At 67.1% G+C, this 18041-nt stretch carries 22 protein-coding genes and 1 pseudogene; 18 read left to right on the top strand and 5 right to left on the bottom strand.

Features of this window, described 5'->3' with window-relative positions; genetic code table 11:
- Positions 1-154: 154 nt before the first annotated feature.
- Together ACLVWQ_RS11550 and ACLVWQ_RS11545 are read right to left on the bottom strand one after the other, a co-directional pair.
- Positions 155-655, bottom strand: a complete 501-nt coding sequence (locus ACLVWQ_RS11550) for an NUDIX domain-containing protein (protein WP_414108263.1) — start codon at positions 653-655, stop codon at positions 155-157.
- A gap of 36 nt (positions 656-691) precedes the next feature.
- Positions 692-2047 carry a tetratricopeptide repeat protein gene (locus ACLVWQ_RS11545; protein ID WP_414108262.1) on the bottom strand — a complete coding sequence of 452 codons (1356 nt, stop codon included), beginning with the start codon at positions 2045-2047 and terminating at the stop codon, positions 692-694.
- A 222-nt stretch (positions 2048-2269) separates the two neighbouring features.
- Between ACLVWQ_RS11545 and ACLVWQ_RS11540 the strand changes: the two genes are divergently transcribed.
- From ACLVWQ_RS11540 to ACLVWQ_RS11520, 5 genes are all read left to right on the top strand, one after another.
- The gene (locus ACLVWQ_RS11540) at positions 2270-3019 is read left to right on the top strand and encodes a hypothetical protein (protein ID WP_414108261.1); all 750 of its coding nucleotides are present in this window, start codon (positions 2270-2272) and stop codon (positions 3017-3019) included.
- Positions 3020-3095: 76 nt separating this feature from the next.
- Complete coding sequence (locus tag ACLVWQ_RS11535) at positions 3096-4007, top strand: aminoglycoside phosphotransferase family protein (protein ID WP_414108259.1); 912 nt, start codon at positions 3096-3098, stop codon at positions 4005-4007.
- Positions 4008-4748, top strand: a complete 741-nt coding sequence (locus ACLVWQ_RS11530) for a class I SAM-dependent methyltransferase (protein WP_414108258.1) — start codon at positions 4008-4010, stop codon at positions 4746-4748.
- Positions 4749-4778: 30 nt separating this feature from the next.
- Positions 4779-5357, top strand: a complete 579-nt coding sequence (locus ACLVWQ_RS11525; RefSeq protein ID WP_414108257.1) for an HAD domain-containing protein — start codon at positions 4779-4781, stop codon at positions 5355-5357.
- A 982-nt stretch (positions 5358-6339) separates the two neighbouring features.
- Positions 6340-6966 carry a hypothetical protein gene (locus ACLVWQ_RS11520; protein WP_414108256.1) on the top strand — a complete coding sequence of 209 codons (627 nt, stop codon included), beginning with the start codon at positions 6340-6342 and terminating at the stop codon, positions 6964-6966.
- A gap of 57 nt (positions 6967-7023) precedes the next feature.
- Here ACLVWQ_RS11520 and ACLVWQ_RS11515 read toward each other — a convergent pair whose 3' ends face one another.
- On the bottom strand, positions 7024-7476 hold the full coding sequence (locus ACLVWQ_RS11515) for a hypothetical protein (RefSeq protein WP_414108255.1): 453 nt from the start codon (positions 7474-7476) through the stop codon (positions 7024-7026).
- Between the two features lie 437 nt (positions 7477-7913).
- On the opposite strand from ACLVWQ_RS11515, the gene ACLVWQ_RS11510 reads away from it, so the two are divergent.
- Entirely contained in the window at positions 7914-8162 is a 249-nt protein-coding gene (locus ACLVWQ_RS11510; RefSeq protein ID WP_414108254.1) for a hypothetical protein, read from the top strand.
- A 309-nt stretch (positions 8163-8471) separates the two neighbouring features.
- Here the strand turns inward: ACLVWQ_RS11510 and ACLVWQ_RS11505 are convergent, their stop codons facing one another.
- Positions 8472-9290, bottom strand: a complete 819-nt coding sequence (locus tag ACLVWQ_RS11505) for a class I SAM-dependent methyltransferase (RefSeq protein ID WP_414108253.1) — start codon at positions 9288-9290, stop codon at positions 8472-8474.
- Positions 9291-9355: 65 nt separating this feature from the next.
- Here ACLVWQ_RS11505 and ACLVWQ_RS11500 point away from each other — a divergent pair, with 65 nt between their 5' ends.
- The 10 genes from ACLVWQ_RS11500 (at position 9356) to ACLVWQ_RS11455 (ending at position 16526) form a co-directional block, all read left to right on the top strand.
- Entirely contained in the window at positions 9356-10072 is a 717-nt protein-coding gene (locus tag ACLVWQ_RS11500; RefSeq protein WP_414108252.1) for a GntR family transcriptional regulator, read from the top strand.
- 406 nt (positions 10073-10478) lie between these two features.
- Entirely contained in the window at positions 10479-10931 is a 453-nt protein-coding gene (locus ACLVWQ_RS11495; RefSeq protein ID WP_414108251.1) for a hypothetical protein, read from the top strand.
- A gap of 55 nt (positions 10932-10986) precedes the next feature.
- A complete protein-coding gene (locus ACLVWQ_RS11490) occupies positions 10987-11166 on the top strand; it encodes a hypothetical protein (protein ID WP_414108250.1) in 180 nt (59 codons plus the stop codon).
- Positions 11167-11362: 196 nt separating this feature from the next.
- Positions 11363-11629, top strand: coding sequence for a DUF6284 family protein (locus ACLVWQ_RS11485; RefSeq protein ID WP_414108249.1), 267 nt, complete (start codon positions 11363-11365; stop codon positions 11627-11629).
- A complete protein-coding gene (locus tag ACLVWQ_RS11480; RefSeq protein ID WP_414108248.1) occupies positions 11626-12069 on the top strand; it encodes a Pycsar system effector family protein in 444 nt (147 codons plus the stop codon). Before ACLVWQ_RS11485 ends, ACLVWQ_RS11480 begins: the two co-directional genes overlap by 4 nt.
- Entirely contained in the window at positions 12066-12926 is an 861-nt protein-coding gene (locus ACLVWQ_RS11475; RefSeq protein WP_414108247.1) for a protein spdB, read from the top strand. Before ACLVWQ_RS11480 ends, ACLVWQ_RS11475 begins: the two co-directional genes overlap by 4 nt.
- A complete protein-coding gene (locus ACLVWQ_RS11470) occupies positions 12926-13315 on the top strand; it encodes an RRQRL motif-containing zinc-binding protein (RefSeq protein ID WP_414108246.1) in 390 nt (129 codons plus the stop codon). Before ACLVWQ_RS11475 ends, ACLVWQ_RS11470 begins: the two co-directional genes overlap by 1 nt.
- Entirely contained in the window at positions 13315-13632 is a 318-nt protein-coding gene (locus ACLVWQ_RS11465) for a hypothetical protein (protein ID WP_414108245.1), read from the top strand. The genes ACLVWQ_RS11470 and ACLVWQ_RS11465 overlap by 1 nt, the downstream gene beginning before the upstream one ends.
- Before the next feature lie 110 nt (positions 13633-13742).
- The gene (locus tag ACLVWQ_RS11460) at positions 13743-15863 is read left to right on the top strand and encodes an FtsK/SpoIIIE domain-containing protein (RefSeq protein ID WP_414108244.1); all 2121 of its coding nucleotides are present in this window, start codon (positions 13743-13745) and stop codon (positions 15861-15863) included.
- 204 nt (positions 15864-16067) lie between these two features.
- Entirely contained in the window at positions 16068-16526 is a 459-nt protein-coding gene (locus ACLVWQ_RS11455; RefSeq protein WP_414108243.1) for a hypothetical protein, read from the top strand.
- A gap of 3 nt (positions 16527-16529) precedes the next feature.
- Here ACLVWQ_RS11455 and ACLVWQ_RS11450 read toward each other — a convergent pair whose 3' ends face one another.
- Complete coding sequence (locus tag ACLVWQ_RS11450) at positions 16530-16742, bottom strand: hypothetical protein (protein WP_414108242.1); 213 nt, start codon at positions 16740-16742, stop codon at positions 16530-16532.
- Between the two features lie 138 nt (positions 16743-16880).
- Between ACLVWQ_RS11450 and ACLVWQ_RS11445 the strand changes: the two are divergent.
- Positions 16881-17081, top strand: a pseudogene (locus ACLVWQ_RS11445) (SAM-dependent methyltransferase); the annotation flags it as partial.
- A 26-nt stretch (positions 17082-17107) separates the two neighbouring features.
- Positions 17108-18004, top strand: coding sequence for a bifunctional DNA primase/polymerase (locus ACLVWQ_RS11440; RefSeq protein ID WP_414108241.1), 897 nt, complete (start codon positions 17108-17110; stop codon positions 18002-18004).
- The last annotated feature ends 37 nt before the right edge of the window (positions 18005-18041 follow it).

Here is an 18041-nt window from a genome sequence, read left to right as displayed (position 1 = left end):
AGTGGCGTCCATCTGCGACGTGCCGAGCAGTCAACTCTACTGACAACCATAGAAGTTGTCAGGGGGCACGTAGCGAAGTCCGCCTCGCGCGGGCCGAGCCCGCACGCGTACGTCACCGGGTGGCAACCAGTACGAGAACTCTCAGGACAAGTGTCTATCGCCAGCCGTCGAGGGAGACTTCCGGGCCCCCGTCCAGGTATCGGTGGAGTGCACTGGCAGTGGTGTCCACAAAGTCTTCAGGGATGGCCTCGGCATCAACCCAACAGACCTGGGCGTGCTTGCGTGGCTCGCGGTTCTCCGGTTCTCCGGTCCATTCGTGGGTGGCGAAGACGACGGTGAGGAAGCCGTTGGGAGCCTCGACGCCCCAGGCGCCGTGGATGATGTGGGCGACCTTCAGGGACTCCGGTTTCACGGTCAGGCCGGTCTCCTCGTACAGCTCCCGTACCGCGGTCTCTGTGACGGGCTCGCCGGGTTCGCTCTTGCCGACGGGAAGGTCCCACATGCCCTGGGCGAACTTGGCGTTCTGGCTGCGTTGGAGGAGCACAACCCGGTTGGTGGCCTTGTCGTGGACGATGACGGCGGCGACCAGCAGGGTCATGGATTCGAGGGCGGGCGGTAGGGCCTTGGGCTGGTCGTCGGTTGTCCGCTGAGCCACGGCTGGTGTCCCTTCGTCGGCCGGTTGGTGGGCAGCTTAGGCCAGTGCTTCGCGTGCGCGGCGGGCGAGTTCGGCGGCTCCCGGCACTTTGCGGCGCTGGTAGATGAAGAGGGTGGAACGGAGCGAAGTGATGGCTTTGCGGGTGCGGTCGGAGGTCATGCCCTCCATCAAGGTCAGGGACTGGGACCAGGCAGCCACGGCCTCATCAGCACGGGCTTGGGCGGCGAGGCTGTCGCCGAGGTCGGCGTAGGTGAGGGCATGGACGCGCTTGTACTCCTCTGGGTCCCAGCGGATCAGGGCGTCTCGGTGCTGTTGCTCGGTGCCGAGGTGGTCGGCGAGGTCGGTCAGAGTGCGGGCGGTGTGGCTGGCGACGGTGCCGGCGGCAGGGCCGCTGACACGGGAGTAGCTGGGCTGAAGGTCGTCGTCACACAGCAGGGCGTCTTCGGCGGCGAGCAGGGCGCGGGCCGCTGCGGACTTCTCACCGACAGCAGCGAAGGCACGGGCATGGGTGATGTGGAGGAGCGCCTCGGTCTGACCGTCGACATGGCCCAGGCCACGGGTGAGCGCGCCTTCGACGAGATCGACGCAGTGATGGGGCTGCTTGAGGCTGAGGGCCTGGTGAGCGAGGGCCCGCATCATCCAGGCGGCGTGGCCGTGCGGGTCGGATTCCCAGGCGAGCTGGTAGCCGACCTGGTAGTAGCGCTGGGCGGCGCCTTCCTGACCGAGGTCGTGGTGCTTCCACCCCGCCAGGTAGGCGAGTTCGGCCACGGCGCCGAAGGCTGCCCGGCGTAAGGCTTCGCTCGGGAAGCGGCCCCGGAGCATGGGGGCGGCGGTGTCGGCGAGGTAGGCGGTGACCGTGGTCAGCCCGTGACCGCCGCCGAGGCGTTCGTCTGCCGCGCTGAAGGCAGCGGTGATCTGCCGTACGACGTACACGTCCTCCGCTCCGACCACGGACGTACCGGTGCGGGCACGGAGCATGCGGGCGGTGGCCTCGTGGTCGTGGGCGAGGGGCATGGCCACGCCGGCGGTGGTGAAGGCGGCCACCGCGAGGAAGCGGCGGCGCTCGACATCGGCACGACCGAGGTCAGTGGCGGCCAGGACGGGATCCCCTTCGGCCGCTTCCTCGTCATCAGGTGCGCGTAGACCGATCTCGGCCTGGGTGACGATGCGGCCCGTACGGCGCGACAGGGCTTCGGCGAGGTACTGGCCGGTCCGGCCGGTCGGCTGGCGAGTGCCGTTGGCCCAGTGGGAGACGGCCGATTTGTTGGTCTGGAGGATCTCGCCGTTCTCGGCCGCGATGCGCCGGACGTCTCTCGCCAGGGCTTCATAGGTGCAGCCGGTCGCGGAAATGGTGTCGCGCAGACGGGGGTTGGGGCCTCTGGGCGCTGCCACGCTCGCCTCCCGTCCGTGGCCGTAAACCGCGTATACCGCTTCAACCGCCTCTCAGCGTACCCACTGTGCGTGACGGAGTGTTCACTCATCATCAACCGCCCGGCCCCGGTCCGACATGGTGACCAGGCTCCCCTTCAGCCGGACGGCCTCGAAGTTCCGTACGCCTAAACCGGGTTCGGGCATTCCTGTGCCCGGAACCGGCTCATCAGAGACGGAGACACAGTGACCACCATCGACACCGCGGCCATCACGGTCGTACTGCCCGTGGCCTTCGACGCGCGCTGGAGCCGCCTGCCCGGCATCCGGATCGACGGCCGTCGCATCACCATCGACCCGGCGGAGTACTTCTTCCGCTTCGAGTCCAGCACCTGGCTCGTCGCCGACTGGGGACTCGTCAAGTCCCAGCTCCTGAACGCGGAGGAGACGACCGAGAGCACGGTCGAGCAGCTGGCGCTGGAGTTCATCAAGACCCACGCCGAGTCCACCTCGGACGCCGCCCAGGTACTCGCCACCGCCTACGAGGTGTACGCGTACCTCTTCCGCGACGAGCACCTCGCCGGCCTCGGCCTGCCGCAGTTCACCGCCGAGCATCTGCGGATGCTGCGCGAGGCGGCCACGCTGATGGCGCTGAACAAGGTGGAGCTGGACGGACGCATCTCCAACGTCGGTCCGTGCTGGTTCTTCCCCGCCGCCACCTCCGTGGTCTTCGACCTGGACGACGAGACGGGCGGCATGCTCGACGAGGTCTACCACGGCAGCTGGTTCAACGAGCACCGCCGCATCGAGGCCGTCAAGGCCCACGCCGCCCTCGGCGGACGGCTCGTGCACGGCTGCCAGTCCGTGCCGGACCAGTCCGGTGGCGTCGTGGCGCCCTACGGTGCCTCGATGACCGCCTTCCGCGACGACCTCGCGGCTTTCAAGTCCGGCTGGATCGAGCAGGTCTACGCCCACCGCGTGGCCCCGGCCGCGTAGCACCACCGCCCCGGCTCCGGGGCGGGCCGGCACCTCTCGCCCGCCCCGGACGCCACCAACCCCCTGGAGCCCCCACGTGACCGCGAACCCCAGCACCGAACTCCTCGACGACCTGCTCACCCTGGTCGGCCAGACCACCGCCGTTCGCGAGGAGGTGCGCGTGTGGTCCATGTCCGGCGTCGAGCGCCTGACCTTCCCCGACGGCACCACCGCCGTCTTCAAGTACGCCAAGAGGCCGTTCGACAGCGAGGATCAGGCCCTTCGACTGGCCCACACCCTCGGCGTCCCGGTGCCCACCGTTCGTGCCCGCGCAACGCTGGACAGCTGGCTCGGAATGCTGCTGGAAGACCTCGGCACTCCGCTTCGCGAGGCCGACTACCTCGACGGCGCAGCCGCAGCCGTCGTCCTGCACGGCACTCGCACCACCTCCGCCCTGCCAGTCCTCGGCCAGGAACGGCTACGCACCCTGCCGAGCCGAGCCTTGGAGCACCTCGGCCGACTCCGCAAAGCCGACCGGTGGCAGGACGCGGACGACGTCGAAAACGCGCTCGACCGGATCGCCCAGGCCGCCGAGACACGCTCGGCCGGCGCCACGGTGGCTCCGTTCGGCTGGGTGCATTCCGAGTTCCACCCCACCAGCCTCCACATCGGCCGGCACGGCTGGCGGCTGCTGGACCTCGCCCGCGCCTTCACCGGCCCCGGCCTGCTCGACCTCGCCAGCTGGCACGGCACCCTCGACACTCCTGACCCCGTGCGCCTGCGGGGCTTCCTGGACACCTACGTCACCGAAGGCGGCACCCCCGATGCCCTCGCCGAACGCGGCGGACTGCCTGCCGAGCAGTGGGCACTGGGCTGGCACCGCATGTGGGCCGTCGAGTGGTTCATGGAGCAGTCGATCCGCTGGATCAACGACCCTGCCACCGACCCTGCCTACATCAAGGCCGTACGCCGCCACCTCACCGACGTCCTCCACCTCCTGGAGGCCTAGATGCTCACCGCCCAGGCTTCCCCCTGGTACGTCCACGCCCTCCAGCGCACGACGGCTGCTCCCGCGGAGCCGCTGGCCGTGCCCGCCCGGATGGAATGGACCACCCGGCCCGGCAGCGGACCCGGCGCCGAAATCCTCGGCCCGCACCTGCGCCACAAGCGGCTGCTGGAACTTGGCTGCGGCTCCGGCCACAACGCCGCTCACCTCGCCACCCTTCCCCAAGCTCTCGGCTCGGCTCGAGCAGGGGAGACCCCAACCGGCGCCCACGTCACGGGCGTCGACCTCGTCGGCCTGCAAGTCCGTCGAGCCCGCACGCACTACGGCCGACTGAACAACCTCACCTTCGTCGCCGGCCACGCCCTGCACTACCTGCAAGCCACAGACGAGCAGTTCGACGCCGTCTACTCGGTCTTCGGCGCCATCGGACTCGTCGCCCCCGAGCTGCTTCTGCCGGCCATCGCCCAGCACCTGAAACCCGGTCGCACTCTCGCCTTCTCGGTCCCCCACCCCCAGCGCGGCGGTCTACGGCCCACCACCGGCGACCGCCCCCGCCGCGACTACGTCACCCTGCCCGACCTCAACCGGCTACCCATCGCCCGCTGGGACTTCGACGCCGACCGCTGGGAGAAACACCTCGACCGCGCCGGCCTCCGGCTCACCTCGGCCCAGGAGTTCCACGACGCCCACCACCACGGTGGCCGCCGGCCCACCACCCTGCTGATCACCGCGCGCAAGCTCTGACCCCCACCCCGGCTCCCCTGGGAGAAACCGATGTGCCCGCCTTACCTGCTCCTCGACATCGACGGCGTCCTCATCCCCTTCCCGGACGCTGACGGTGCCAGTCCGGCAAGCCACCACCGGCACGATGTCGTACCCACAGACCGGAACGCCGACAACCCCGTCACCATCTGGCTCAACCCAGCGCATGGCGCCTTGCTCATGCAGGTGATCCGAACCGGTCTGGTCACCCCCGTCTGGTGCACCAGCTGGCGCCAAGACGCCACCACCCTGATCGGACCACTCCTCCGCCTCCCACTCCTGCCATACGTCGACCTCCCACGCCCACAGATCACCACCAGCCACCCCAACGGGTACCTGTGGAAACGCGACCACGTCGACACGTGGCTCAGCGACGCACCCGTCATCTGGATCGACGACGACTTCACCGGCCTCGACCACGAATGGGCCGCAGAACGCACCGCCCGCGGCCAGGCAACCACGCTCGTCCAGCCTGATCCCCATGTCGGGCTGCTTGCCGAGCATCTACTCGACGTCCTGGCGTGGGCCGCCCGGCTGCTCCTTGCACAAGCCGATGTCCCAGCCGTTCCGCATGAAGCCGAAGCCGCGTAGCGGAGAGAAGTCGCAGGACGCGCTGGCGCCCTCACCACTGCGAACCCGAGCAACACAAAAGGCCAGGTCACGGGCGATATGACCTGGCCTTCACCGGAGCCCCCTGTCGGATTCGAACCGACGACCTACGCATTACAAGTTGTCCGGGCTGATTCCGTAGCGGTCCGGGGACGTCCGGCATCAGACTCGCGTTGCAGGTCAGGCGAGGTGCCGGACGTCCACGGACAAGCGTGTACCACGATGGATTGAGCAGCCAACGAGACTAGAACTGAGACTGGGCTATCTCAGAACCCAAGGTCTGCTTACGCCTCAACCGCACCCGACACGTCCCCCATCGCCGCTACGCGGCGAGGTTTTGCCGGGCGCTGAGGATGCAGGGGTGGTCTGGTCCCAGACGATGAGTGGTTGTGCCGGTGAGTGCGCAGTAGGCGGGTCAGGAAGTCATACTCATCAGTACCCCACCCTGCACTACTCCGGTGACGCCTCTTTAGCCCCATCGATCTCACCTCGTAACAGACATCACCTCCTGCAAGGTTGTTAACCCGAAGAATCCCGAGGAAAATCGTTCCGCTTACTTCCTCCCCTTGACGATCGAGCACAACCAGCAGGACGGTGTTGGTTCAACACGGGCACGGGGGAAACCATGACGTCCTTCTTCAGAAGGCAAAGGAATGCTCGCAGGCGGCGATTGCTGCCGCCTACACTCGAAGCCCCTGTACGTAACTCGTCAGGTGTCGCAGACAGTCATGGACGTCACGCTGAGACGCCACAGCCCTCCATACGGCAGCGACCGAGTCGTTCATCCACTCCTTCCGTACACACTCGCGCCCCTTCACCAGAAGCAGAGGAACTAGGGTTCTGGCATCGCCCACAAGCCATTTTCGCCACGGTCGGCGGGTTTCTTGGAGTTGTAGGAGCGGTAGTCGGCCTACTATTTCTTTTTCTCCCAGATCTGCAGCCTGAGCCTAAGGAACCATCGCCAGTGGAGGTCGCAGACTTCACCGTAGACAAAGAAAAAAACATCAAGGCCGACTGGTCAACCGACACAGAGAAAGGCACAAACACTGTCGGAACATCGCTAATCTCCGTAACCTTAAGAAATATCAGCGACAATCCAGTGCGACTCACCCAGACTCAGTTCAAGTTTGATCACATAAGTGGGCAAGAGTGCGTGCTGGGTGGCGGCGACGGGCGCATCGCAGGACGGTACGATATTAAAGTTCCCGACTCAGCAAAATCTCCCATTTCAGTCACCCGAAAGATGGGATGGGACCTACCACCCCACAAACAGGAAACGATTTCTTACACGGTGGGCCCTGAACACAGCGCGGCCGGATCGCTGGCATGGATCTACAGGTTTACAATCTTTATCACCAGCGATAAAGGGGAAATCGAGCTACCAACCGTTGCCCATGCGGCATCATCGGACCTCGTAGACGTCACAATCGGAAACGCAGAACTAGTCTTTTCACCCGATTCGGAGTATCGCAGCCGCCAGCCTTGCTTTAAGGATGAGGCAAAGATCGTGGACGACATCATCGATTCAACTAAGCATACGTCGCCAGAGTTGCGCAAGCTCAACAAAGGACTGGCCGCATTCGTTCCCTAGTTCCAAGTTTCCTTCACGTGAAGGCGGCACCGCCACCACATCCACCCACTACGGGACTCAGCATTCCATTTTTTCTACCACAAGCGGTTTTTCCGCCTTCAAGCCATTACCCGTGATGCCGAAGACATCGACACGCCTAAGGCTCGGACAAGCCTTGGAATCCATATTGCGCCACTTATCGGATACTATAGTGATGGAATTTTCGTCTACAGAGACCTTCCTGACCTTCAATCCGGTCGCGATTAGCCGTCGATAGTCTTTCCCTTTTGGTAATTCGATCAATAATTCAATTATTTCTGGCCTATCGCTTGAAGATGCGCCGTCCAGTGCGACAACGTGACTGAATGAACTAGCATCACCAGTTACGCATTCAAGCGAAACTATTACATCTTTCGTACCGTCGCGGGTAACATCGGCTTGAACCGCAGGAATGGGAAGCTCAACTCCCATGCCCGGAACGGAGCAGTCGATTAAATTCTCACCCCAAGCAACGAGTTCCGATGTACTCATTCTTGAGACTGTGTCTCTCTTCTCTCCATTCTCGCAACCGACGCACACTGACAACATCGTCGCAATGACCATCGCACGCAGAACTGCTGTCATGCCACCTCGCCTCAGACCGAACTCGCCGATCCCTCAATGGTAATACGTTATGGCCATGCCACCCGTTGGGCGCCGATCAACGCCGCAAAAATCTCACCGGCACATTGATCCACGCCTGCCCCATACGTACTGAACTACTCGACGCATGCACTGTGGCATGACGGATCGCAGCGGGCAACAAGCAGCCCCAGAAGGATCATTAGGTACCAAAAAATCTGAAGGGATCCGAAGGCCTCATCAATCTCCCTAATCGCACTGGATTGCTGGAAGCAAAAGTTTCTGGCAACCCTGCCAATAAAAGAAGGTCTTGCTGTATCCTAGTGAACTCGAATCAAGGGGGCACAGTGAGCAAAGTCGGCTGGACGGTGTTCTATATTGGCGGTTACGCCGCATGGGGAATCGCCTACGAGGCAAATTCGAATTCCGCATTCCTGACGCTTGCCGGGATCGCGTTCTTCGCTTTTGGATTTTTTCACCTTTTGGGGAAAATATTCGGAGGGCAGCGAACGACGCAAGAGCAGCAGCGAATCGATGACGCCGGTTTCAATATTTACGTAAGGGAACAGCAGCGGCAGCGTGACCAGTGGAAGTAACGTCGGGAGTCAAAACCTCCCGCGTCGGCTTGACGCACAACTGGCTGCAGTCCCCCACTCCGACTTGCTGCCTTGGATAAGCCATCCGTAACTCAAAGTAACGGTCGAGCTGATACGTCGCTCCTCCGGTCCACCAACGGTGAGTGGGCCAGGCCAGTCTGGGCAGCGCCGTACACCCTCGCCCCGTTGCACAGCTGCCAGGAGCAACCGCAGGTCCTCGCACCACCGCGTGGAACGACAGGCAGAGTCCCCGATGCCCACCGGGCTACGATTCCCCGCTACTCAGATCCCGAGACTGCAAACAGCCGCTCACGCAGCAGTGCTTGCAGGGGCACGGCCCACTGCAAGCAGATGGGAGCTAGCGGCGAGCAGCTCCGGGTACGGTTCTGCCATCCGTGCCGCTGTCAACGCGGAGGCAATCAGGTCATCCGTCGGCCCCTCGCCTGGCTGCTGCTCGACGGCCTTGACCAGCGACCAGGCAGGTCCCTCGACGCCGAAGACTTCTACGTCGATGAGCCCGGCGGCACGAAGCTCATCGACTAGCTCCTCTGCCCGGTGGAAGTACGCCAGGGTGAAGTGGGGGCCCTCATGTACCGCCGTTCGCAGAATCTTCGACACCGGCTCATGCATGCGGTCCGTGTGTAGGTGCGCGTACGTGACGTGCTCGAACAGGGAGGCATAGCGGTTGATCGCTGCTGCCGCTACGAGACCTCCCGGCTTGACCACACGCCTCGCTTCAGCGAGTGCCTGACGGCGGTCCACCGCGCTGGGCAGGTGGTAGAGCGGTCCGAGCAGTTGGACCACGTCATAGCTGCTGTCGACCGCGTCCAGCGCTCGCGCGTCTCCAAGTGATGCCTCACAGATGGCCGACGCCTGCTCGACGTGGCGAGGGATGGGATCCACCAGGGAGACGCTGTAACCGTCTTCGGTCAACCACTCTGCATGCACCCCAGTACCGCCGCCAACGTCCAGCACGGTCGCGGGCGCAGGCGGAAGGAAACGGCGCAAAAGCTCCTGCGTTCGGGCCAACTCAAGACGTCCATCCGCTGAGCGATGCAGGCGCCTGCTCTCATCCACGGTCTCGCCGTAGAAGCGCAGAACAGAGGGAGCCAATCCGAGATTCGACATAACGGCAGTATGCTGTGTACCGGTGGACCAGTCCAGCAAGGAGATACCGAGCAAGAGAGGCAGTCATGGCACTACTGAAGTACGAGGAGATCGCGGAATCGCTACGAGCCCGCATTGCCGCCGGAGAGTTCGCGGCGGGTGAGATCGTGCCATCAGGGCGTGACCTGGCAGAACAGTGGTCGGTCTCGCGCGCGACTGCCATCAAGGCGATGGACGTACTGCGGAACGACGGCGTCGTCGTCGCCAAGCAGGGCACCGGCTTTGTGGTGACAGAGACACCCGTCGCCCGGCCTGCGGGCGCACGCCGGGCTGGGTCCGCACGCGTGAGCGGCGGTATGCCCTTCCTGCGTGTGGGTGAACCGGATTGGGCAGAGCCGCCGGCGCGCGTAGCGGCCGTGCTGGGCCTGGATTCGGGCGTCGCTACGTTGCGACGCATCAGGATTCACCAGCTCCCGGACGGAAGTCCGCACAGCTACGCAGAAGCGTGGTTCCCGCCCGAGGTCGCCGAAGCCTCCCCCCGGCTTGCACAGACCGCCCCCATCCCGGAAGGGACCACTCGCTACGTCCGTCGACAGACCGGCCGCTTCCCTGCGGAGGGGGTCGACGTGACCACGGTTCGCTTGGCCACGGAGACGGAAGCCCGCCACTTGGGTCTACCCGAAGCGGTGGCGGTTGCCGTGGTCCTACACACGGCCTACGACCAGGATGGGCGCCCGCTTGTGTGCGAGGAAGGGGTCACACCCTCCTCTCACTATGAGCGGGTGGAGACCTATGCGATGTAGGCCAGAGTGACCCACGGGAAAGCTGGACCGGTCAGCCGGTCCAGCTTTTTTCTTTTCTTTTTCACCCTCTGAGCTGCACAGATACCCAAATGGCGGCACGTCGTACGGAGTTGACGCTTGACTGGACCGGTCCACCGGTCCAGTCTATGGATGTGCCCGGAGGAAAGCCCGAGAGGGTGAGTACGAAGTGAGTACGCCTTGATTGAAAACTCAACAGCGTGCCTGAGGTAGCCGCTCCACCTCTGAAGCAAGAGGGCGGCGTGCGCGGGTTCTGTCCCGTGTGCGGTTCAGCGCGACTCGACCTTTCCGCCGCTCATCGGCTGCGGTCGGTTGCCTCCGCTGCTCGTCTCGTACGAGCAGCGCTGAGGGGAGCCGGATCACCCCCTTTCACCTCACAGGAGTCCTCATGACTGCAACGTTGATCGCGGTTTTCGGCACGTTGGCCGGCACTGTCGTCGCCGGATTCATGCAGCACCTGACCACCACCCGCACCGCCCGCACCGCGCAGACCGAGCGCCGCCGCCAGGCGCTCGCCGAGGCGATTCCGGCGCTGCTGGCCGCGCTGGTCCGCCACCGTGAACAGCAGTACCTCAAGGTCGTGGCCCGCCGGAAAGCGCAGGCGGACACCACCGAAGCACGTCAGGCCCGGTACGCAGCCCGCTCCGCGGTCACCAGCGCCATGGACACCCTGTACATGGCCACGCAGCGCCGCGACCTCCTCGCCCTGGCGCAGGAAGCGGTGGATGCCGCGATGGCTTTGGGTGATGTGCCCGCCGGTGAGCTGGATGCGGCGGGTCTGCGGGCCCGCCAGGCGCACACCGCGCTGCGCACCGCCGGAGCCCAGCACGTCTACGCCTGACACCCCCTGCACCTCCGCCCCGCGTTTACCACCGCCCCGACCAGAGAGGAACCTCATGCCGAAGTACGACTTCACCGCCGAAAAGCTCGCCGACACCCTGGCTCCTGGGGAGATCACGAGCGCGCGCGGCACGTTGAGCGCAACCTCGCCGCAGGCTGCCAGGGAGACGGTCGAGCGCAGCTTGCGCAGCAGGGGATACGAGCCGATCGGCAACATCACGGTCACTCAGAAGTAGGCATGCCTGTCTGCACCACCCGCCCCGAAGGTCCATGGACCGGGTTCGACTCCCGGTCGGGGCACTCCGGCCGCTGTTCTGCGGTCGTGCCGCACCTTGTTCGTGCGGCTGCTCATCACGAACGGCGCGCACCCCCGGAGCGGCAACTCCGGGGGTGCTGTTCGGGCCGTTCCACCTGCTAGGGAGACCACGACCCATGGTGTACATCGGTGCTGTTCAGGCGGTTGTTACCGCCGACGATTTCGACCGCGAGCCCACCGCCGCGGAGCTGGACGCGATCGAGCAGGAGATGCCCGTCATCCGGGCGGACATCGACCTGCTCGACGCACAGATCATCACGCTCGACCGCATCCCCACCGAGCTGGACGCACGGCGTATCCGCCGGGCCCGCCGCAAGGTGCTCGCCGCCCGCCTCGCAGCGGCCAACCTCACCACGATGCGCATCCCGGGGGCGACCGCATGAGCACCCCGCAGACGCTCGCCGCCGCGCATGCGGAGGTGAAGGCGGAGATCGTACGGACCGACACCAAGACCGGTCTGCTGCTGGCGTTCGTCGGTGCAGTGCTCGCCGGTTCGTGGACGGTCGCCAAGGACGTGCCCCTGACCGTCCCCGCGTACGTCGCGGGAGCTCTCGGCATGGGAGCGCTGGTCGTGGCGGCGGGTCTGCTGCTGCGGTCGGTGCGGCCGAACCTGCGCGGCGGGCACGGCTTCCCGCTGTGGGCCACCCTCACCACCGACCAGATCACCGCCACCCTCACCACCGACCAGGCGGCGGCGGTCGCGAACCTGTCCCGCATCGCCATGGCCAAGTACACCGGCCTGCGCCGCGCCATCGACCTCACCATGACCGGCGGGGCCCTGCTCATCCTCGCCGCCCTGCTCGCCCTGGGGGGTGCGGCATGAACGCCAAGACCGTTCTTCCCGCCGTCGCCATGACGGCGGTGTCCATGGTCCTCACCCTGGCCGTGGTCGTGATGTGGCTCGGGGGCGCGATGCCGTGGCCGGTCGCCCTGGTCGTCGGCCTCGGCATCGACGGCGGATGGCTCGCCACACTCGCCTACGAACGCCGCCTCGCAGCCCAGGGCGACCACAGCAACGCCGTCACCGCGGTCGGCTGGTCGTTCGGCCTCATCGCCACCGGCGTCCTGATCGCGCACGCCCTCACCGGCGAGGAGAACACCGGTGCCTGGCTGGCCGTGGCCTGGCTGCCCATCGCGGCCAAGGCCCTGTGGCTGGTCCACGGCCTGTGGGAACGCACCGCCCTCACCTCCAACGCGCTCGGAGCCATCCGCGGCATTCAGCAGGAAGCGCGTGATGAGGCGGCCGTGGCCCGCGCCCGGCTGCGGGCGGAAGCGTCCACGGAGGAGACGCGCCTGACGGCCGTGACGCAGGCCGGTGCGCGCGTCGCCCGCGTCCAGGCCAAGACCGCACAGAGCCTCTCCCGGGCCTGGTCGACGCTGGAGGCGGCGCGGGAGGGCGAGGACACCGGCAGGGCGCTCACCAGCGTGACGAGCAGGGTCACACCCGACGTCACACCCCGCTGGGACCTGCCCGTCTGGGGCCCCATCGAGCCCGTCACCGCCCTCCGGCTGGAGGCCGCTCCCGCGCTCACCGATGCGGCCCTTGACGCGCTGGTCGACGACATCCGCCACAGCGAGACACCGGCCCTCTCGTACCGGGAGATGGCCACCCGCTTCCGGGCGGCCGGCCACTCCGCATCCGAGGTCCGCCTCAGGGCGGCGTGGAAGCGCGTGGCGTGATGTCCGGGGTCTACGGCAAGTGCTACGACCCTAACGGCGCCCGCCACGGCATCCCCACCTTCCCGTGGCGCTACGCCCCTGACGGCTATGTCACGCGCCGCCAGCTCCGTGCCCGCGGTCTGCGTCCGGGCGGACAGCCGGTCGCGGCGCAGGTGCTCAGGCCCCGCTTTCGGCGGGGTCCGCTGGTCGCCTTCCTGTACCGCCTGGACTGCGCGAAGCCCGTACGTCCGATGACTCCGGCTCGGTGGGCGGCGCTGGCCAAGGCCAACACGGCCCGCCGTACGTGCCCGGCCTGTCGGCGTGATGCCGGATACGTGATCCCCGCCTCGCTCGGCATGTGTGTGCCGTGCGCCTACCCCGACCCGCCCGCACCGGAAGGGAACCCCTGATGGGCAACTCCGAACTGCGCCGCCTGGAACGCGAGATCGACAAGACGAGCAAGAAGCTGGAAGCGGTCCAGCGGGGTGAGTGGTGGCCGCTGAACAGCCGCGAGCGCCGCGCCATCGCCGGAGCCCTGGTCGGCGGCTCCTACCAGGTCGCCCGGGGCCGCAGCACCGGCCGCGCGGACCAGCGGTTGGAAACGGCCGGCACGGCTGCACAGATGCGGCTGACCGCGGAGCTGACCGCGCTGCACGGGGAGCGTCAGCGCGTCATCACCGAGGCCGCCCGCGCCAAGGCCGCCAAGAAGAAGTCCGGTTGGTTCTGACCAGCCACACCCCTTCATCCGCCGGGGTGTCCGGGACTTTCCACGGACACGGACACCCCGGCTCTCGCACACTTTCCGCCCCACAAGGGGCAGTCAGGAGCAGTTCCAGCATGTCTGAGAACGTCGTGCACCTCCACAAGCACACCGACCCGCCCGCCACCGACGCGACGCCGACCGTGCTCACAGTGGTCCCCGACCCGGCACCCGCGCCGATCGTCCCGTTGTGGGTGCGCTCCGGCCGCGCGGTGAAGACCGTCGCCACGCACGAGAAGACCAAGACCGCCGCCCGCGCGGTGGCGCGGCACAGCCTCTACACGGTCAACGGCGGGCGGATCGTGGCCCGTCGCACCTGGGACGGGAAGACCGGGGCCCGCTACGAGCGGATGATCCGGGCGGCGGAGGTTGCCGGGAACCTGGAAGTGGCGGAGGAGTGGGAGGAGCGGCTGCAGCGCTTCCGCGCCGCCCGCCATCACCGCCGCATGGACCTCCTCCACTCCCCGGTCGACGCGGCCAAGGGCGTCGCCGTGGGCACCGGGATGGGGATCGGTGCGCTGGTCACACTTGGGGTCGTGATGGCCATCAACAACGGTGACATCGCCGATGTCATCACCCCGCTCGCCGCCACCATCAACTTCATTGCCGCGGTGATCCGGATCGTTCAGATCGTATGGGGGCCCGCGCTCACGATCGGCCCGTTCCTGGCGCTGTTCGCGCTGTGGGCGGTCGGCAGCAAGCAGCAGGCGGCCCCGGCATGGTCGATGCCTGACCACGTCCGATCGGGTGAGGGCGAGCCCATCACCCCCTCGATCGTCGTCAAGGCCCTGCGCGACCTCGGGGTGCCCGCGCTGCGCAACGCCATCAAGGAGATGGGCGACGCCGGCGCGAGCATGTTGGGGCCGATCCGGATCGCCGGATGCGGGGTGGAAGTCGACGTGACGCTGCCCTCGGGGGTGTCGACGAACGAGGTGCAGAACCGGCGCCGCAAGCTCGCCGAGAACCTGACCCGCCACGAACACGAAGTGTTCATCACCATCCCGACCGCCGCCCGCACGGTCCGCCTGTGGGTGGCCGACTCCGGCGCGCTGGACGAGCCGATCGGTCCGTCTCCGCTGGTCACGGACGAGACGATGACCGCCGACTACGGCAAGGGCCGCGCTCCCTGGGGACAGGACCTGCGCGGCGACGCAGCCGCACTCAGCCTCTACCAGCGCCACCTCCTCATCACCGGCCTGTCCAACCAGGGCAAGACCGTCGCCCTGCGCTCCCTCGCCCTGTGGCTCGCACTGGACCGGTCGGTGGAATTCCTGCTCGGGGACCTCAAGGGTGTCGGGGACTGGGCCATGTTCGACGGTCGCGCCCGCGTCCTGATCCAGGGTCCGACGGATGAGCACGTGATCCAGGTGACCGAGATGGTGGAGAGCGCGGTGGACGAGATGAACCGGCGGATCCAGGCCCCGCCCGGCACGACCTTTCCCGCGCTGATCGTGCTGGTGGATGAGGCGCAGATGGCGTTCATGTGCCCGGCCAAGGATGAGGACAAGCGGCCGTACGGCGGGTCCAAGGCGAACTCGCGGTACTTCATGGCGGTCCGCAAGATTCACAACCAGGGGCGGGCGGTCAACGTCCTGATGTGGCAGGGCACCCAGGACCCCACCGACCAGAACCTCCCCAAGCTCGTACGCGAGGGCGCCCACACCCGCGCCTCCCTCGCACTCGGCACCGAATCGCAGGCGCGCATGGCACTGGGAGACAAGGCAGTCGACGGCGGGGCCGCGCCCAACATGCTGCGCCCAGGGCTGGATCAGGGAACGCTGGTCGTCGCGTCCTCCGGCATCGACATTCCCGCCGGGCAGGCCGCCATTACGGTGCGCACGCACTACATCGACGACGACGCGGCCACCGCCATCATCGAGCGGGCCAAGGCCCTGCGCGACGGCGTCACCACCCGGCACGCCATCGACCGCACCGACGACGACCGCGACCCGCTCGCGGACATCGCCACCGTGGTCGGCACCGCGGAGCGGGTCCGCACCAAGGACGTGCTGTCCCGGCTCGGCACCCTGAACGCGGACGCCTACGGCGGGTGGTCGTTCATCGACCTCAAGCGCGTTCTCGACGGCACCGGCGCCGAGCCGCACAAGTCCGACGGGGTCATGGTCGTGGTCCGTGACCGGCTCGCCCGCGCTCTCGCCAACCGCAACGGCGAGGGTTCCGCTTCTGCCGCTGAGTGACAGGGAGTCGACGGGTGGCGGGTCAGGGAGGCAGGGAGAACTCCCTGACCTCCTCCCTGACCCGCCTCCCTCTCCCTGACCTGCACAAATGATCGTTCAGGGAGGCAGGGAGGCACCCCAGGTCAGACCCCGAAAACCCCCTCTACAGCGCACCCCCAAGGGGGTGCCTCAGCCTCCCTGACCCACCGCCGGAAGGGATTCCGCATGTACCCCGAACACTCCGGTCACCGGCCCGCCGAACGGGCCGTGACCATCCACCAGCCCACCCCCCTCACCCACCCGCCGGCCGGTCCGCTCATGCCCATGCAGCCGGGCACCGTTCCGGCCGTGGCGAGCATCATCCTCCCGGACGGGCGGGTCATCACCGGCTACGCGATCAGCCCAGTGCAGCCCGAACCCCTCGCCGCGAAACCGGCCGTGTCTCGTGCGGCGGTGAACGTCGCTCTCGGGGGCGTCGGGTTCCTCGCGGTGTGCGGCGGGCTGTTGCTGCTCACGTCGTTCATTGCCGCGTTGACCGCGTTCATCACCCAGCTCATCACCCTCGCCGCCGTGATCTTCGGCGGCTGGATCGCCGTACAGATCCTCGGCACGAGCGGCCACCGCGGCGGGACCACGGTCAACATCCGCAAAGCCGTGATCAAACGCAACCACTTCCACGGCTGACGGTCAGTCCCGGCGACCGTCCTCGCGACGCTCGCCGATACGGAAGGCCCGGCGAAACACCAGCCCGCCCACTGTGGGGATCAAGGCGAACACCGCCGCATCCTGTGCTGCCTCCGGCCACGCCAACCCGGCCTGCCAGTGCCGCAGCCCCAGGAACATCAGGAACCCCACCGCGTAAGCAGCCACCACACGCCCGGCAAAACCCCACCCCGTCATGCCCGCCGCCTACCCCGCCACGCCCGCCCCAGCCATCCGCACGCAACGACACCAAGGGCGGCCCCCCTCATCTCGCCAAAGATCACGGGGCCGCCCTTGCCAACCAGCCCACTACAGACCTGTTGGAGGTCTCCCAGCATGACGCAACCCACCGACATCCGGCGAGGGCGCGGTTACCGCCCAACACTGCTGGATCTGTTCTGCTGCCAGGGCGGCGGCGCCAAAGGCTACGACGACGCCGGCTTCGACGTGACCGGCGTCGACAAGGACCCACAGCCCCGCTACCCCTACCGGTTCGTGCAGGCCGACGCGATTGCGTTCGTCCTCGAACACGGCGCCCTCGCCCCCGCGTGGGAGGTGGCAGCGTGAGCAAGCACCTGGTGAACGCGGCCCTGAGCGCCGCCGAGCGAGGTTGGCACGTCTTCCCGCTCCGGCCCGGCACCAAGCGCCCCGTCCTGCACGGAGAGGCCGCCTGCCCCGGCACCGGCCCGTGTGCGGGCGGGCACCGCAAGTGGGAGCAGCGCGCGACCACGGACGCGGACCGCATCCGTGCCACCTGGTCGCGCGGTCCGTTCAACGTCGGTATCGCCACCGGTCCGTCCGGGCTGCTGATCGTCGACCTGGACATGCCCAAGAGCAACAGCAGTGAGGGCACGCCTAGCGGCGTGGCAACCTTTGAGGCGCTCTGCGAGCGCACCGGAGAGCAGGTGCCGGAGACCTACCGGACGCGGACCGCGAGCGGCGGACAGCACTTGTACTTCACCGCCCCGGACGGCGTGCGGCTGGCCAACACGGCCGGCACCCTCGCCCCGCTGGTCGACACCCGCGCATGGGGCGGGTACGTCGTCGCCGCGGGCAGCACCACCCCCGCCGGACCGTACGAAGCACTGAGCGACCCTGTGGCGGCCTCTCTGCCCCTGTGGCTGCAAAGCATCCTGCAACCGGCCCCCAAAGCGTCTCAGGGGCCCTCAGTGGCCGTAGCAGGGCAATCACGCAGATATGCGGATGTAGCGCTTGCCGCTGAGGCGAGCAACGTCCGTGCGGCCCAACACGGTGCGCGCGAGGCCGCCTTGTTCCGTGCCGCGCGCGCCCTGGGACGGTTCGTCGCATGGGGCGACCTCCCCCGGAACGTGGTGGAGAACGCTCTTCAGGAGGCGGGGGAGGCGGGCGGGCTCACCGTCGCCGAGTGCCGCTCGACCCTGCGCAGCGCACTGGACTGGTCCGTTGCCCACAACCAGCGGAACAGGGGGAACGCGGCATGAGCACCCCACCCCGCCCCCTCCTGAAGAGCATCACCAC

Origin of the sequence: Streptomyces sp. CWNU-52B, from assembly GCF_047444975.1 — a bacterium.
Classification (GTDB): Bacteria; Actinomycetota; Actinomycetes; order Streptomycetales; family Streptomycetaceae; genus Streptomyces.
This window is presented reverse-complemented; position numbering and strand designations above follow the sequence as displayed.

What these genes read in the sequence shown, in the direction of transcription:
- ACLVWQ_RS11465 (WP_414108245.1), top strand. Translation starts at nt 13,315, where the DNA reads ATGGGCAACTCCGAACTGCGCCGCCTGGAACGCGAGATCGACAAGACG.
- ACLVWQ_RS11495 (WP_414108251.1), top strand. Translation starts at nt 10,479, where the DNA reads ATGACTGCAACGTTGATCGCGGTTTTCGGCACGTTGGCCGGCACTGTC.
- ACLVWQ_RS11505 (WP_414108253.1), bottom strand. Translation starts at nt 9,290, where the DNA reads ATGTCGAATCTCGGATTGGCTCCCTCTGTTCTGCGCTTCTACGGCGAG.
- ACLVWQ_RS11525 (WP_414108257.1), top strand. Translation starts at nt 4,779, where the DNA reads ATGTGCCCGCCTTACCTGCTCCTCGACATCGACGGCGTCCTCATCCCC.
- ACLVWQ_RS11490 (WP_414108250.1), top strand. Translation starts at nt 10,987, where the DNA reads ATGCCGAAGTACGACTTCACCGCCGAAAAGCTCGCCGACACCCTGGCT.
- ACLVWQ_RS11455 (WP_414108243.1), top strand. Translation starts at nt 16,068, where the DNA reads ATGTACCCCGAACACTCCGGTCACCGGCCCGCCGAACGGGCCGTGACC.
- ACLVWQ_RS11475 (WP_414108247.1), top strand. Translation starts at nt 12,066, where the DNA reads ATGAACGCCAAGACCGTTCTTCCCGCCGTCGCCATGACGGCGGTGTCC.
- ACLVWQ_RS11460 (WP_414108244.1), top strand. Translation starts at nt 13,743, where the DNA reads ATGTCTGAGAACGTCGTGCACCTCCACAAGCACACCGACCCGCCCGCC.
- ACLVWQ_RS11450 (WP_414108242.1), bottom strand. Translation starts at nt 16,742, where the DNA reads ATGACGGGGTGGGGTTTTGCCGGGCGTGTGGTGGCTGCTTACGCGGTG.
- ACLVWQ_RS11500 (WP_414108252.1), top strand. Translation starts at nt 9,356, where the DNA reads ATGGCACTACTGAAGTACGAGGAGATCGCGGAATCGCTACGAGCCCGC.
- ACLVWQ_RS11530 (WP_414108258.1), top strand. Translation starts at nt 4,008, where the DNA reads ATGCTCACCGCCCAGGCTTCCCCCTGGTACGTCCACGCCCTCCAGCGC.
- ACLVWQ_RS11515 (WP_414108255.1), bottom strand. Translation starts at nt 7,476, where the DNA reads ATGAGTACATCGGAACTCGTTGCTTGGGGTGAGAATTTAATCGACTGC.
- ACLVWQ_RS11485 (WP_414108249.1), top strand. Translation starts at nt 11,363, where the DNA reads ATGGTGTACATCGGTGCTGTTCAGGCGGTTGTTACCGCCGACGATTTC.
- ACLVWQ_RS11470 (WP_414108246.1), top strand. Translation starts at nt 12,926, where the DNA reads ATGTCCGGGGTCTACGGCAAGTGCTACGACCCTAACGGCGCCCGCCAC.
- ACLVWQ_RS11480 (WP_414108248.1), top strand. Translation starts at nt 11,626, where the DNA reads ATGAGCACCCCGCAGACGCTCGCCGCCGCGCATGCGGAGGTGAAGGCG.